Here is a 15546-nt window from a genome sequence, read left to right as displayed (position 1 = left end):
CAATTAATTCAATGGCTCTAAAATTTTTTCAGCTTCAGCAAAATCTTCCAGCAATTGTACTGCTTTATCATTTCCGCCAGCTGCTATAAATGTTTCCTTTATTTTCATTGCAGCATTCCGATACTGAGGGTTTTGCAATAACTCAAAAACTGTGTTTTGCAGATCGGATATTCTTAATCGTTTGTAACGTATACTAATCCCGGCTCCGGAGTTCTCAATAAGCTTTGCCGTATGGAAATGATCATAAGCGATAGGGGTGATCAGCATCGGTAAGCCATTCGTGAAAGTGTCATTCACAGTATTGAAACCGCCATGGCATATTACTGCATCCATATAAGGCATTAGTTCTGTTTGCGGTACAAATCCATTTACGATGAAATTCTCAGGCCATTCCTCAAAAATATCAGGATTAGTAGCTGCGATAATAGTTACAGGCTGATTGGCAAAGGCGGTGATCAATTTTTGAAAAAACTCTTTACGTATATCCACAAGCAAGGTACCCAAGGATACAAAAACCCTTGGTGTGGTGGTTTTTGATAACCGCTCCCAATCAAAGGAGGCATTATTCGGTCTGCCTTTTACAGGGCCAACAAATTTCATGTGCTGAGGTACTTCATTAAAACCGGCAAAAGCCTGCGAAGTAAATATCATATTGAGTTTGTGCGAATGGATAAGGATCTCATCTCCATATACTCCAAACTCTTGCTGTAAGTTTTTTATCAGATTTTGCTGCCACTCAAATATTTTGGGAGCGCTATTTGCTGTGTCGCCCAATACATCGGGTGGTACAGGTGTAGTAGTTACACAGGGAATGCCTTTTATATGAGCACATAATGCACCTGCAAAAGTTATGCAGTCGTTAATGATCACGTCCGGTTTCCAGGTGTCAACAAAGTTGCTTAGGCCTGGCATCATTATTCTGGCGAATGGTACGTAGGTTTCTTCCAACGCGAGTTTCATTACTTCTGGGCCGGAACATGTAGGGCCATCATCCTGGCGTTTTAATATCAGCGCTATTTCATCCTGATATTCTTCAAGTTCAGTTTCTGGTAGTATATATTCTCCACCCGCCGGAACATGTTTTTCTGCAAGAGGAGTAAGGCCAAGCCATTTTACTTCATGACCACGGTTAATTAAGCTTGCACCAATACTTAATGTAGGGCTTATGTGACCAAAAAATGGTGGAACAACAAATAAAAATTTTGCCATGATAGCGCTTTAGTTTTTTAAAACTTCCAAAGATTGTTTATGGGTTATTTGTTCAAGCATATCCACCGCCGTTTCTGTGCCACCGGCTTCTATAAATGACTTTTTCAGTTGTTCGGCAGCTTCTTTATAAGTTGGGTTACCCAATACTTCCCAAACGGTTTCTTTGAGGTGTGTAGCTTTAAACCGGTTAAAGTTTAAACGCTGCCCAGCGCCTGTACGCACTACACGTCCGGCAACGTGTGATTGATCATATGCTATAGGTATAACTACCATAGGTAAACCATTCCATAATGTTTCGCAAACCGTATTATGACCACCGTGACACACTACAGCATCAAGGTGTGGAAGTAGTTCTAACTGTGGTACTTGTTTTTTTACAATGAAATTTTCTGGCCATGCATCAAACAAAGCAGGGTCTGAAACTAACACAACGGTAAGTTCTTCATTACCTAAGGCCTCAATAACTTTGGCGAAAAATGCTTTTTTATGTTCGTGATCAAAGGTAGTACCGATGCTCACAAATATTTTCGGTTTAGAACTTGCCTGAAGTCTGTACCAATCAAATTTGATGACTGATGATCGCCGATTGATAACAGGACCTGTAAAACGATAGTAAGATGGTAATTCCATGTCACCAAAAAAGGCTTGAGATGTAAGCACCATGGTAAGGAGATTTGAACATGCTACTGAGGTTGCACCGTTAACACCAAATTCTCGCTGCAGCGCTACAATTTGATTTATCTCCCATTCATGAACTTTTGGAAGCTCATCCATTACTTTGACAGCTGCAGGTGCTGTTACTGTTGTAGCGTACGGCAGATTTTTATTAACGGCAGCAATGGCACCCGCAAACATTTGGTGATCTGTAATTACGAGGTCAGGTTCAAATTGATCAAGCAAATTAACAATACCTTCATAACTGTGACGATTAAGGGGGATCAGTACTTCCTCGTACAAAAACTTAATACTATCAATTCCATACACTATTTTTTTAGTGATGATATCCAGGTATTGTCCGCTTTCTTGCTTTTGCCGGTCATTTTCATTGTAGCTAATATGCAATAGTTCACCGCCCTTCGGCAATTTTAAAGCTAATGACTCATCAAGCGTAATCCAACCAACACGGTGACCACGCTGAAGTAAAACAGCACCCATACTTAAGGTTGGGTTGACATGCCCGGTTAAAGGAGGAACAACAAATACAAACTTTGCCATTAGGTAGATGTTTTAAGTGTAGTATTCAATTCTTAAAAAATGTATCCATCATTATACCAAGCGTTATGGGTTCTTGTATCGGAATATTATGATCGCCGGGTACAGATATCAATTCAGATCGCTTAATTTTTTGATTCAGCCATTGTCCGGTTTCCAGGCAATTTGAATCGACGCCATAAAGCAGGAGTGTAGGCTTATCTAAAACAGAAATACTGGCATCATTCAAAAAATCCTTTTCAGCTATCATATCAGCTTTGATACTGGTTTGATAAAAAAGGTATTCATACATCCGGTGATTTCGATCCATTTGGCGTTTACCCATTTTTACCTTGGTAGTGTCGGTAAAGTTCTCCACATAATGCTCTAAAAACGCCCGGCTGTAATCATCAATAATGCCACGGGCCTTTTCATCTTTAGGATCAGGTGCCTCTATAACGGCCAGTTTGTTTATTTTTTCTGGGAAACGTGAAGCCATTTTAAGTGCAATAAGGCCGCCAAAACTATAACCAGCCAGGTGTATGTTGTCAAGATTTAAAGCTTCCATAAGCGCACATAAATCATCAGTCATACTTTTCAGATCATATCCGTTCTGTGTACGTTCGCTCATTCCATGGCTTTTCAGGTCATACATTACCACATGAAAATTCTCAGCAAGTATGGGCGCTATGTTAAAATAATAAACAGAAAGATTGCTGAACATACCATGAATCAGTAACACAGTTTCTGCCGCACCCTTGTTAAGTTCCTGTATATGTACATTCCTGTTGTTTATTTTTATTATTGGCATTCGTGAATGTAATTGATGATCATACCTAAATTTAAATTGATAAGCTGATCAAGATCCATGGATGATAACCAACCTGTAAAATCAATCTCATTGCCGAAGTGAGCCTTTATCTTTTCAGAGAAGGATACAATTTCGATACTATCCATTTCGAGATCTTTAGTGAATGAACTTTCGGGTGTGATATCCATCTCTTCAACAAATTCTTCGCCTATAACTTCGGTTATAAATTGTTTCATCAGATCAAAGATCTCGTCGCTGTTCATTTTTGTTGTTGATACTATTGTGTCCATCCGATTATATAATTTTTATGTTTTAAGGTTTTGATGTAAATGTCATTTATGCGTAGTTCATCGCCTTTAATTTCTTGAACTGTGTATGCTTTAGGGTTTCCTTGTAAGCCTTTACCTAAGTATTTGCCATAAGCTTCTTTAGCTACCCAAAAGCGGGTTGCCCATTCAGCCTTATCTTTATATTCCAGTAAGCTGATTTCAGCATCTGAGAAAACCATGTTAAAAAAGCCCTCACCGCGGTCCTCAATTGTTTCTATATCGATACCAACTGGTTTGTCAAATCGGGCAATCCCTACCGCATCGGTGCCTTTATGGGCTATTGAGATATGAATGCCATCGGTGATGCCGCCACTTACATAGGGTTTACCCAAATCGTCACTTTTTACTTCAAAAGTGATGGGGTAATATGCTTGTTTTTTTGCTTTGTTGAGAAGACTTCTGACCGCATCTTTTACAGCAACACGGCTTATCATCCATATTTTTCTTTTGTTAGGTAGGATGGTATTATGGTATTTTTTCTCGTCCTGATTAAAGTAACGTTTGAGAATAAAATCCCAGGAAACCACACGCGAATAAGCCTGATGGAACATGAAAATTCCTGGTGCTATTTCTTCAGATAAACGATTATGCAATGGCGACATAGACACGTTCCACAAAGGCTCATCAATCTCCAAACGCCTGTTTTGCCAGCCCGAAATTATAGCCCATATTTTTCCTTCACGTTTCATTACAAAATCGGCCGTAGCAAATTCATCATTCAACTCAGTGAGCACACAGGTACATTCAAATCGCCCCTGCTGATCTTCCATCTCCTCAAAAAACTCTATTTCATTTATCTTTACCGGGAATGCAATCCGATCCTTTGTTAAGGTTAATTGCAACCACAGACCAAATAGCTGACCAGCATTGTCTAACAAAGAACCTTTACCTGCTGCTCCCTCAATAATTCCGGTTATGCCTTTAGTTCCTATAGCCTTTAATGATTTGATACCTTGATAACCTGGGCCATGAAACATATGAGCGTCATAGATTTGTTCTGGTGTGCGCTGAATATTAAGTAGCTCGCCAATGTCAAAGACTCTGTCTGGGGCAATATTAAGTTGTTGGGTCAACTGAACTTCAGCATTAGCAAAACGATCAAGGTCAAGATAAACCCTTTGCTGATCCTTCCACTCACCCATAACTGTTTCGCGGAATGGTTTTACCACATTCATCCATTGAAACACTTTGATATTCATGATTTTTTGAACCTGTTCACCTGGAGATTGCTCTGCTGCTATTTCACCAAACATTTCAAATATCATGGTCATTGGTATCACCGGATCCATATCTTCAACACAATGCCAGTCTTTGGGTTGTCTTAATAGAGAGTGATCTATCAGATAAGGGCAATTATCAAGTGAAACGTCAAGTTGTTTGGAGAATGGAACACGTTTTTGGGGTTGTGATTTAACGACTGACTGTATGGCAACAGTTTGTAAAGTTCTGGTTACCGGTTGCGAAGCCCTGTTTTGGAACATTTGAAGCATTTCGCTTTGAATGTCCATTATCTCGGCCATGTTGTTATTAAATGCACGCAGTATAGGATCAGCTACATCAACCAATAATGCATCCGATTTTACCGGATGCTGTTGTTTGACAGTAATGTTTTTAAGGCTATTCAAATCATGCACAATTGGTGATCCTAACTGTAGTTTAATGCCGGTTGTGTTTTTAAATGGTGTGGCCTTTTTGATACCCATAAACTCTAACCCAACTTCTTTACCTTCTACAAATAATGCAGCCAGTACACGTTGTAATTGTGTTAATCCAGACCGAACAGGAACACTTGATGCTATTGTGCTGAAGTTTTTCCCCTTCAAAGTATCATCAATAAAGCCAACCAAGCCGCCTGAACCAACCTGTATAAATACACGGGCACCTTGATTATATAATTTTTCGGTAAGTTCCCGAAAGCGTACGGGCTTAATCAGATGCTCTGCGCTCAATTGTCTGATAGCCTCAAAACCTTCGGGGTATAGATCCAAAGTAGTAGCCGACCATAATGGTGTTGTTGTTTTACGGAATTGCATGTTGCGCATACCGTCAAGGATCAGATCAAGTTTATCAGCCACGAAAGGAGAGTGGAAGCCCGATTGAAATGGTAATATTTGATGAAATATTTGTTTTTGTTTTAGTAGAGGCACCAACTCATCCAATGCTGATTTATTTCCGCAGAGTATTATTTGTTGCGGGCAATTATCGTTGGATAGATAGAGATTGTTGATACCAGCTATAACAGGTTCCAATTGATCAACGCCGCATCCTACAGCTATAAAACGGGAGTCTTTAAGATCAAAAGTTTCTGGATTTAAAACATCAAGTAACTCTAAAACAGAGCATTCTTCAGCCAGTTCCGATGAGCGTGCTGCAAGCCATTCTCCGAGACTGTGGCCAGCATTCATATCTGACCTTACACCCAATAGCTTTAGTGCTGTGTCTAATATGCTGCTTTTATTGAGTATGCCTAAGGCTTCGCTTAACAATCCTTCGGATTTTGTTTGATTGTCGGGCGTTATGTTGAAATAATCAGCAATGGTTGCTACTTCACCGCCTGCCAGGCCATCTAAACCAGGAAACACAAAGGCAATTTTACCACCGTTGCTAAGTAGTGGTGTATTGGTGTACCAAATATCCTGTTTATTGCGCCATGGTATATTCTTAGCAGCAATTTTGGTAGCTTTCTGTATTCTTTCGGGTGTTGGATTGAATACGGCTACACGGTAATTGCCGCTTCCTGCGGTATAGTCATTGGTTTCTAATGCAGTGATCAAAGCCGAGTGACTTCCGCGGGCAAGCATCAGGACCTCATCTTTTTTAGGAGAGACAAAACCCTCAAGCACCACATGAGCATTGATGCCACCAAAACCAAACGCATTTACCCCCGCTAATTTTGGCAGACCAGATGCACTCCAGTTTTTCGGCTCCTGCACAGCTGAAAAACGAGTATTCGACATTTGCGCCAAAGGGGTTTCGCAATGTAACGTAGGAGGAAGGGTATCATGGTAAAGCGCCAGGCATGTTTTTATAAAACCGGCGATCCCCGCGGCAGGCATGGCATGACCTATATTAGATTTTACCGACCCGATACCGGCATTTGGTAATTCAGGATGAAAGCCAAAAAATTGGGAGAGGGTTTCAAGTTCAGTTTTATCACCAAGTGGTGTGCCTGTGCCGTGTGCTTCAAGATAACCTATCTGTTTTGCTGGTAAGCCCGCTATTTTCCAGGCTTGTTCAATTGCTTTAAGCTGACCTTTAGCAGCAGGGCTCATTACACTGGTTCCGCTGCCATCGCTGCTAACACCTACGCCTTTAACAATCGCATAAATTTTATCTTTATCTTTTATGGCATCTTCCAGACGCTTTAAAACAACAAATCCACACCCTTCACCTATGATCAAGCCATCGGCATTGGTATCAAAGGGTTTAATTTTTTCCTGGCGTGATAGAGCACCTAATTGTGAAAAAATACTCCAAAAAGCAGCGTTTTGCCCAATATGTACGCCTCCTGCGATTACCATATTACAGCGACCACTTGTTAGTTCCTGAACAGCATGATCTACAGCTATAAGCGAACTGGCACAAGCTGCATCAAGCGTAAAAGCCACGCCGCCAAGGTTTAAGCGGTTGGCTACCAGTGACGCTACAAGGTTAGGAATGAGCCCCATAGCGGTATCAGCGCTAAAACGGCCCTTTCGTAATTGATATTCGTTTTTTATCTTTTCTATATTAGGTTGACTTAAATCAGGCAATATCTCTCTGAGCAGAGATGCTATTTGCTCGCCTGTACGTACAATTTCGATAGCTCTGGTTGCACCCGGTCCCGCATAGTTACCTTTGCCTATAATGATACCTGTTTTTTCCAGAGATAACCCTTTTTTAAACACTCCGGCATCTTCCAGGGCACTATAAGCTAAATCAAGCGTAAGCAGATGATCTGGTTCAGTACCTTCAATAGCTACTGGCAGAATACCAAACCGACGCGGATCAAATTTATAATCAGGGATAAAACCGCCACGGTTACAATAAAACCGGTCAACTCCTGATGTTTTTTTATCAAAATGTACTGGATCTATACGATCAGGCGGTACTATTTGTGTGGAATCTACCTTGTTGAGTATGTTTTGCCAGAAAGTTTCTACATTACCCGCGCCCGGGAAAATGCATGACATTCCTATTACTGCTACATCAGTTTTCTTCATAAGTGATAAGTAGGCTGATAAAAACTACCAGTTGTTGCCGGCCATGATTAATACCTGGCTTTCTTTTCCGTATTTCAATTCATTCAGAAATATCTCACGACCATGCTGCAATGGAATGAGTGATATACCACGACGTTCATATTCTTTTTCAAGGGTTGGCGATACCATTCCTGCACCTTTCCATGGCCCCCAGTTAATGGACATAACCTTGCCATTAATACGCTTATTTAAAGCCCATGCATATTTGTCCAATACGCTGTTTGCAGCAGCATAATCAGTTTGCCCACGATTGCCATAAACAGAGGCAATACTTGAGAAGAGAATCACAAACTGGGTTTCAGGACGAAGTTGTTCGGCCAGTATACGTAAAGGTTTTACTTTAGTATCAAAGACACGTCCAAACGATTCTGAAGTTTTATTATGAAATAACTTATCTTCCAGTAAACCAGCTCCATGAACAACACCATCTATACGGCCATATATTTCATAAACGTCATCAATAAAGCTTGTTAAGCTTAGTTCATCGCATAAATCAAGGGATTTATAAACCACAGATGATCCTGTAGCCTGTATCATGGTGATGGTACGCAAGATTTGATTGTTTTTATGGATACGGGCTGCTTCTTTTTCTATTTCTGCCGGTTTGTTAATGCTACCCTGCTTAATCAAGTAATTACGGATCTCATCTTTGGATTGCAGGGAATCGGTAGCTGATGGTTCGACATCTCTCGGATCGGCAGAGCGACCTACAAGAATATAATTACAAGGATAATCTTTAGCAAAATGGATCATCAACTCTGAGGTAATTCCCTGAGCACCCCCTAATACTAAAACGACAGCACTTTTATCCAGCTTTATGTGTGATTCTTCTAAACCTGTAATCAGTTGTGAAGGCACAAGTTCCATAATATGCCTTTTACTATCCTGGTAAATAACCTCCGACGGGATATCAGGTGTAAGTATCTCTTTTAAAGTAATATCTGCAATGTCATCTGAAGACATTGGAGTGCCGAGGCTTATTACCCTGCATTTAGTTTCCTCGTACTCACGGTCAAGACTTTTGAAAAAACCTGCGTAGCCCTGGTATCTTCTTAAAAGGCTTATGTCGCTAAGTTCGTTTAGGTGTTGTTTGGTGTCGGATATTAAGTACACCCATTTTACAGCGGCAAAATCTAATTTTTTGATCAACGCGAAATGATCAATAATACCAACCCGTTTTTGCGCGGCAAACATGTTTAGTATAACAAGTCCCTGATAGCCTTGTAAATCACTATTAGGATAAACAATATTAGCTATAGCTCCATGGCGCTCCAATAGATCTTTAATTTTGATGGCTTGTATGCCACCATCGTCCGTAATAGCAAATCGTTTACCTTTTATTATTGCAGCTTCAGCGCTTGATAATGTTGTTGGAGTCAGTTCAAAACGAAGACGCGATAACGTTCCATTAACTGAGGTTTTTACCTCGCTATCCTGAATGATTTTTTTTGCTTCGGTCACCAAACCCGCGCTTTCCAATTCTATTTCAGATATCCAGTTTGCCAAGCCATTAAGCGTTTTTATAGCAGCAAGTTTTTCCATGATATCGTCGGCTTGTTCGCCGGCTTTACCAAAGCCAATCTTAAGTTTCAGGTCACCGATGATCTCCATTCTTTTGATTGAGTCAATGCTCAGGTCGGCTTCCAGATCAAGATCCATTCCGAGCATTTCCTGGGGATATCCGGTTTTTTCGCTTACCACAGCCAGTATGGCCGATTTTAATTCTTCTAAAGAAAATTTAGGTTGACCATTTTGAACATTAACCTCAACATTTACAGATGTATGTACCGCGGTCGTAGCTTGTGCTGCATTTTCTGTGATCCAATTAACAAGCCCGTTCAGCGTTTTAATTCCAGCAAGCTGCTCCATTACTGTATCTTCATTTTTACCTCCCCGGTCAAATCCCCCTAACTCTGTGCGCAGGGTGCCGATTATCTCCACACGTTTTATGGAATCAATACTCAAATCGGCTTCCAAGTCCATCTCCATGCCCAGCATATCCTGTGGGTAACCGGTTTTGTCACTAACCACCTGAAGTAAAACCTGTTTAATGTCTTTTTGTACGGCAGGTGCAGCAGCAGCGATTGGCTGTTGCGTGGCATAAGGCGTATTTTGTTTAATTGCTGTTTGCTGTATCGCGGAGGGTAAAGGCTGAGGTATTGCCTGAGGCTGATATTGAGGTGCTTGCTGATAATATAAAGAACTATTTATAGTCGGATTTTGTCCTAAAAAGGACATCATTACATCCCGTTGTGCCTGTATCAGCATTTTCATGCTGTTCAGGTATTCCTGCATCATTAATTCAGCTCCAGAACTTACAATGCTTGGTGCTTCAGTTTGTACTTCGTTATTTTTCATTTTGATAGGTTCAGTGATAGGTAGGGCACCGTTTGGGGGCAATTTTCCGTTAGCCGGAATAGCATGCTGACCATTTACATACCAAACAGCAGCATTTTTTTTATAAAGCGTAGGTTCGTTAATATTTATAAGCTTAGCATCGCGGCCTTCAAATAGTTTTTCGACATGGATATTGCGGCCAGTGCCCATATAATCAGCCAGCATACATAACAAGTGAGTTAATTTATTACGGCTATTGTCTTCAGCGTATAATAATATTTCGTCTTTGCCAATGCAAGCCTTTGCTAAACCGGTTAAAACCTTACCCGGGCCAACTTCTATGAATATTCGGGCGCCGGAAGCATACATTTGCTGTATTTCATCAACAAATTTTACAGGTTTTATTAAATGGTCTGTTAAACGTTCTTTGATCTCTTCGGCGTTTTCCGGATACTCAGATGCCGTAGTATTTGACCATACAGGTAAATTCAAGTTATTGAACTCAACCGACGAAAGCACTTCTTGATAAAGTTCTTTAGATTTTGCCACCAGCGGACTATGGAAAGCGCAGGCTACTTCTAATTTTCTGAAAGAAATTTTAGCTGTTTTAAGTAACTCCATTAAATGTTGTATAGCTGGGGTAGAGCCTGCAATTACACATTGGGTAGGTGAATTATAATTTACAGGATATACATCCTTTAGGTCAGTAATTACCTTCAATAATTCTTCTTGGCTTGAATTTACAGCTACCATTACACCCGGATCGCCATCTTCAACCGCATCCAAAATAGATTGCGCACGTTTAGAGCTTAGTTTCACCAATTCTTTTTCGGCAAAAGCTCCGGCAAAACATAGTGCGGGCAATTCTCCATAGCTGTGGCCGGCAACCATATCTGGCTCGATACCTAAAGTCCGGAGGAAATTTGCTAATGCCAGATCAACAATACCTAACAGCGGTTGAGCCATCCGGGTATCTTTAATAGCTTCTTTTTGTTCTTTGATCAGGTCTGCATCAAAGGCCGCGTTAGGAAACAATACTTTTTCATATTCAGGGTGCTGTTTCAGTAAACTGCGCATGGCAGGGAATACCACAAAGAGGTCACGAGCCATGTTAATACGCTGACTTCCCTGTCCGGGGAACATAAAGGCTACCTTTCCATCTTGTTTTTTAACGATGTAGGTGTCCTTACTTTCAATGCCAGAAAGAGCAAGTTCAACTTTCATCATCAGATCATCTGCATTGTCGGCAACTATACTAAGTTGTACTGGCTTTGTATTGACTACTGCCAAACTATAAGCAATATCTTTTAGATTGATACTGCCGTTGATCTCCAATAATGATTTAACTGAATTTAAGTTGATTTTTGCTTCATTGTAATCATCACCCCTGAAAACAAACAGTTCAGATGGCCATGATTTTATAGACGGATCTTGTTCAGATACCGGATTTGTATTCTCAATTACAGCATGAAAATTCGTACCCCCGAAACCGAATGCACTGATACCGGCATAGCGCTTCTCATTCATCCATAAGCCAGCTTCAGTATGAAAAGCAAAAGGACTGGTTCCCGGATCATAATAAGCATTTGGGCTTTTCAAATTTATAGTTGGTGGTTTTATACCATGATAAACTGATAGTGAAGCCTTTATAAGCCCTGCTAAGCCCGCAGCGCATTTGGTATGCCCGATCTGCGTTTTTACAGAACCGAGGTGTGTTTGCCCTGCAATAGCACCAGATTGATTAAGCATATCGGTTAAGGCGCTTAGTTCTGTTTTGTCACCAACTACAGTCCCGGTTCCATGAGCCTCCACCAAACCTAATAACGATGGTGTGATGCCCGCCTGGTCATAAGCACGTTCCAAAGCTCTAACCTGCCCAATTTTACGTGGAGCGGTTAAACCCAATGCTTTGCCATCGCTTGAGCCACCAACTCCTTTAATAACGGCATATACCCGGTTGCCATCACGCAAGGCATCTTCATGTCTTTTCAACACGATCATGGCAATGCCTTCACCTAAAGCAATACCATCTGCTTCCGTATCAAATGTGGCGCATCTGCCTTTGCGTGAAAGCGCATGAGTGCTCGAGAACATCAGATAATCGTTTATACCATTGTGCAAATCGGCTCCTCCTGCAAGTACCATGTCTGATTTTTCAAGAAACAGTTCCTGGCAGGCCAAGTCAACAGCTGCGAGGGATGAGGCACAGGCTGCATCAACCGTAAAGTTGCGACCCCCGAAATCCATCCTGTTAGTTATACGACCTGATATTACGTTAGCCAATATGCCAGGGAAAGAATCCTCGGTGGTTTTTGGAAGCATTTCATCAACTTCTGTAGGTAGCTCGCCAAATACCTGTTTAAAATAGCCTCTGAAGCTGTAGTTATTAGCCAGGTCATTGCCGCCTTCGGCACCAATAATTACTGATACATTATCCTGATCAAAATTACCGTTGGCATAGCCGGCATTTTCCATAGCCTGTTTTGCCACAAGAAGGGTAAGTAATTGAGTAGGTTCGATGGCTGCGAGTGACTGCGGTGGTATGCCAAATTCAAGCGGGTCGAAGTCTATTTTAGGGATGAAACCTCCCCATTTGGAGTGCGACATATCATCGGCAGTTGAGGAAGGATCAAAGTACAGTTCTTTATTCCAGCGTTCGTCGGGCACTTCGGTAACGCAATCTTTTCCTAATAAGATATTGCGCCAGTATTCCTCCAGATTTTTTGCTTCTGGGAATATACAGGCCATGCCTACAATGGCCACATCAAGCGATTTTTCTGTTGACTTAGGTATTTCTGATGGTGTTGCGTTCAGGATATGCTGGTAATTATTAACAGCCACATCCTGATGTAATTCAAGTAATGAAATAACTTTATTATGCATTACAGCAACCTGGCCAATCATATACATGCCGAGATTAAGCTGATCGGGGCCATTTATGGTTATCAGATCGTTTCCTCTGCGCTCGATGCCCTTGGCTGCAATACGCAACCTGCCTACATTCAGTGTTTCCAATTGCTCCCATATTTCCTTTTTATCTACGCCAGCTTGCTGTAATTTTAATTTTTCTGCATTAAAAAAATCAGCGAATGGAGAGTTGAGGCATCTTGTTTCGTGTCCCGGTGCGGTTTCAAGAAGCACCGTATCGGTAGCTTGTAATGCTTGTTCCTGAAATTTATCTTGTATGGCTCCTGTTAAAACAGCTTCTTTAGTGTACAGATAGGCTGTACCCATCAATACGCCAATTTTTACTCCCTTTGCAGCAAGCGGAGCAGCCATTACAGCTATAATAGCTGTTGAAAAAGAATCATGAATGCCACCGGCAAAAAATACGCTGAGTTGCTTAGGTTGATCCTCCTTTAATAAACGTTCAATCTGCTTTTCCCAAAGTACCATGCTTGAAAGCGGGCCAACGTGCCCACCGCATTCACGTCCTTCAAAAACAAATCGTTTAGCGCCTTCCTTTAAAAACATATCCAATAGCGATACGGAAGGAACGTGCAGGAATGTTTTTATTCCTGCTTTTTCAAGCGGTTTTGCTTGCGAGGGCCGGCCTCCCGCTATTAACACAACCGGTGGTTTGGCTTCCAGTATATATTGCATCTGCTCATCGCGTAATTCCTGTGGTGCAAAACCAAGAATGCCAACACCCCATGTTTTTTTACCGGCAAGTTTTTTTGTATCGGTAATCAATTCTTTTGCACGTTCTCCTTTTAATAACGATAATGCTATAAAGGATAATGCACCGGCTTCTGATACCTCGTTGGCGAATGGGGCCACATCGCTTACCCGCGTCATAGGGCCTTGTGCTATAGGATAAGTTATATTAAGATCTTTTGCCAGCGCATTGCCTGGCTTTATAATATTTAATGATTTAGCCTGGTTCAGATGGCCATATATAGCCTCCTTGATACCAAAAATAAGTTTGTTTAGTTTTTTGTAACGATTAACCAAGTCAGTAGCTATAGAAATATCCTGACCCATTGGGATATAGCTTTTTTCCGGATCAAGATCTATAAAATAAGGTTTGAGATCATTGTATGTGGCGTTTTCTGGCAGGGCAGGAGAGTTGGGACGAACAAGTACACGACAATTATCTATTAGTTTGGTTTCCGTTCCACTTAACTTGGTACAAAGTTCTTTAAAAATTTTTGGTGCAGAACATTCGGGGAACAATACAAGCTGACTATCAAGCACAACACCTTCTGCTCCTTGTGCGGAGATGGCCGCAGCTGTATGTATTCCTATCCCTCCCTGTACCCAAACAGGAATATCCTTAATTTCTTGAATTACACGTTGAAATAGTACAAACGAAGATTCATAACCAACACTTCCGGCAGCCTCATTGCCTTTTAAAATGATACCATCGGCAGCTTCATCCTTTGCCAGCCTTGCCGATTTCAGATCATTTACCTGATAAATCAGCTTGACCTCGTTTTTTCGTTTGATTGTTACTCCATAAGGTGCAATAATGGTGCTTACCTGCCGCGGAAGTTTTATTGATATGAAATCGCTTGAATTAAAACATACACCGAAATCATCCAAACCAATTTTTATTAATTTCTCTATTGCTTGTTCGGCGATGATTTTATTATGCCCAAGGTTTAATACGGGAAAAGCTCCTGATTTATGCAATTCAAGTGCAAGTGACACATCAGGCTTTTCAAATGGAGTAATTCCAATTATTGCACGTTTTTTCATGATATAGGGATAGATGAGATGTTTAAACTTTCACGGTTATCTGAAAACCTACCACTAAATCCCAGATGTTGGATATGTAAGAACAATTAAATATTATGGCAGATTAAATAATAATTTGATCGGATGCTTTAATTAAAAGTAACATTTTGATAATAAAGTAAACCTTGTCTTATTAATTAAACAATAATAAGACTATATTTTTATATTTATATACAGTGAATACAATGAACAGAAAAAGAACAAAACGCATAAAGGGAGTTTTCTGAGTCTTATTTGGCTATTTTTAGTCGGGCAAATAATTGTAATATAATTAATAATATTATAATTGTAAATTAACGAGTGATTAAACTGAGATTATTTGTATTGGTTTTGTGTTTTTTTATGCTTTAAATTACTATTAGTGTAAATAATTTTCATTTTAATTGAAAATAAGATAAATAATTGTATATTTATTTTTTTAATTATAGTAATTATTTTTTTATGAATTTAAAAATTAAAATATTTATTATGAAAAATAGATTAAAAGTATTTTCTTGAAAATTAACATTTAAGAAAAATTTACTTAAAAATAATTTCTCTATGGTATATATTTTCATTTAAAGAAATACATGTGAAATATTTGCATAATACTGACGTGTTATTATCTGCAGGCTTTTATGGAATCATATTGGTAATCAATCAAGTAGTTTGTATAGTGTCAAATTAGCTACTCTCATGTATCGTTTTT

The 15546-nt window shown here is 40.2% G+C and carries 6 protein-coding genes; all 6 read right to left on the bottom strand.

Going from position 1 to position 15546, the window contains the following annotated elements; translation table 11 throughout:
- Window positions 1–3: 3 nt before the first annotated feature.
- The 6 genes from QWZ01_RS07180 to QWZ01_RS07155 are packed head-to-tail and all read right to left on the bottom strand — an operon-like array spanning window position 4 to window position 14819.
- Entirely contained in the window at window positions 4–1209 is a 1206-nt protein-coding gene (locus QWZ01_RS07180; RefSeq protein ID WP_290322618.1) for a glycosyltransferase, read from the bottom strand.
- A gap of 9 nt (window positions 1210–1218) precedes the next feature.
- Complete coding sequence (locus QWZ01_RS07175) at window positions 1219–2424, bottom strand: glycosyltransferase (RefSeq protein ID WP_290322617.1); 1206 nt, start codon at window positions 2422–2424, stop codon at window positions 1219–1221.
- Window positions 2425–2449: 25 nt separating this feature from the next.
- On the bottom strand, window positions 2450–3211 hold the full coding sequence (locus QWZ01_RS07170; protein WP_290322616.1) for an alpha/beta fold hydrolase: 762 nt from the start codon (window positions 3209–3211) through the stop codon (window positions 2450–2452).
- Window positions 3202–3501, bottom strand: coding sequence for an acyl carrier protein (locus tag QWZ01_RS07165; RefSeq protein ID WP_290322615.1), 300 nt, complete (start codon window positions 3499–3501; stop codon window positions 3202–3204). The genes QWZ01_RS07170 and QWZ01_RS07165 overlap by 10 nt, the downstream gene beginning before the upstream one ends.
- The gene (locus QWZ01_RS07160) at window positions 3489–7742 is read right to left on the bottom strand and encodes a beta-ketoacyl synthase N-terminal-like domain-containing protein (RefSeq protein WP_290322614.1); all 4254 of its coding nucleotides are present in this window, start codon (window positions 7740–7742) and stop codon (window positions 3489–3491) included. The genes QWZ01_RS07165 and QWZ01_RS07160 overlap by 13 nt, the downstream gene beginning before the upstream one ends.
- A 24-nt stretch (window positions 7743–7766) precedes the next feature.
- The gene (locus tag QWZ01_RS07155) at window positions 7767–14819 is read right to left on the bottom strand and encodes a type I polyketide synthase (protein WP_290322613.1); all 7053 of its coding nucleotides are present in this window, start codon (window positions 14817–14819) and stop codon (window positions 7767–7769) included.
- Window positions 14820–15546: the final 727 nt, after the last annotated feature.

It is taken from the genome of Mucilaginibacter aquaedulcis, from assembly GCF_030409325.1.
Lineage (GTDB): Bacteria > Bacteroidota > Bacteroidia > Sphingobacteriales > Sphingobacteriaceae > Mucilaginibacter > Mucilaginibacter aquaedulcis.
Note: the sequence above shows the minus strand (reverse complement) of the source record. Positions and strands in the feature narration are given on the sequence as shown.

What these genes read in the sequence shown, in the direction of transcription:
- QWZ01_RS07180 (WP_290322618.1), bottom strand. Translation starts at nt 1,209, where the DNA reads ATGGCAAAATTTTTATTTGTTGTTCCACCATTTTTTGGTCACATAAGC.
- QWZ01_RS07175 (WP_290322617.1), bottom strand. Translation starts at nt 2,424, where the DNA reads ATGGCAAAGTTTGTATTTGTTGTTCCTCCTTTAACCGGGCATGTCAAC.
- QWZ01_RS07170 (WP_290322616.1), bottom strand. Translation starts at nt 3,211, where the DNA reads ATGCCAATAATAAAAATAAACAACAGGAATGTACATATACAGGAACTT.
- QWZ01_RS07165 (WP_290322615.1), bottom strand. Translation starts at nt 3,501, where the DNA reads ATGGACACAATAGTATCAACAACAAAAATGAACAGCGACGAGATCTTT.
- QWZ01_RS07160 (WP_290322614.1), bottom strand. Translation starts at nt 7,742, where the DNA reads ATGAAGAAAACTGATGTAGCAGTAATAGGAATGTCATGCATTTTCCCG.
- QWZ01_RS07155 (WP_290322613.1), bottom strand. Translation starts at nt 14,819, where the DNA reads ATGAAAAAACGTGCAATAATTGGAATTACTCCATTTGAAAAGCCTGAT.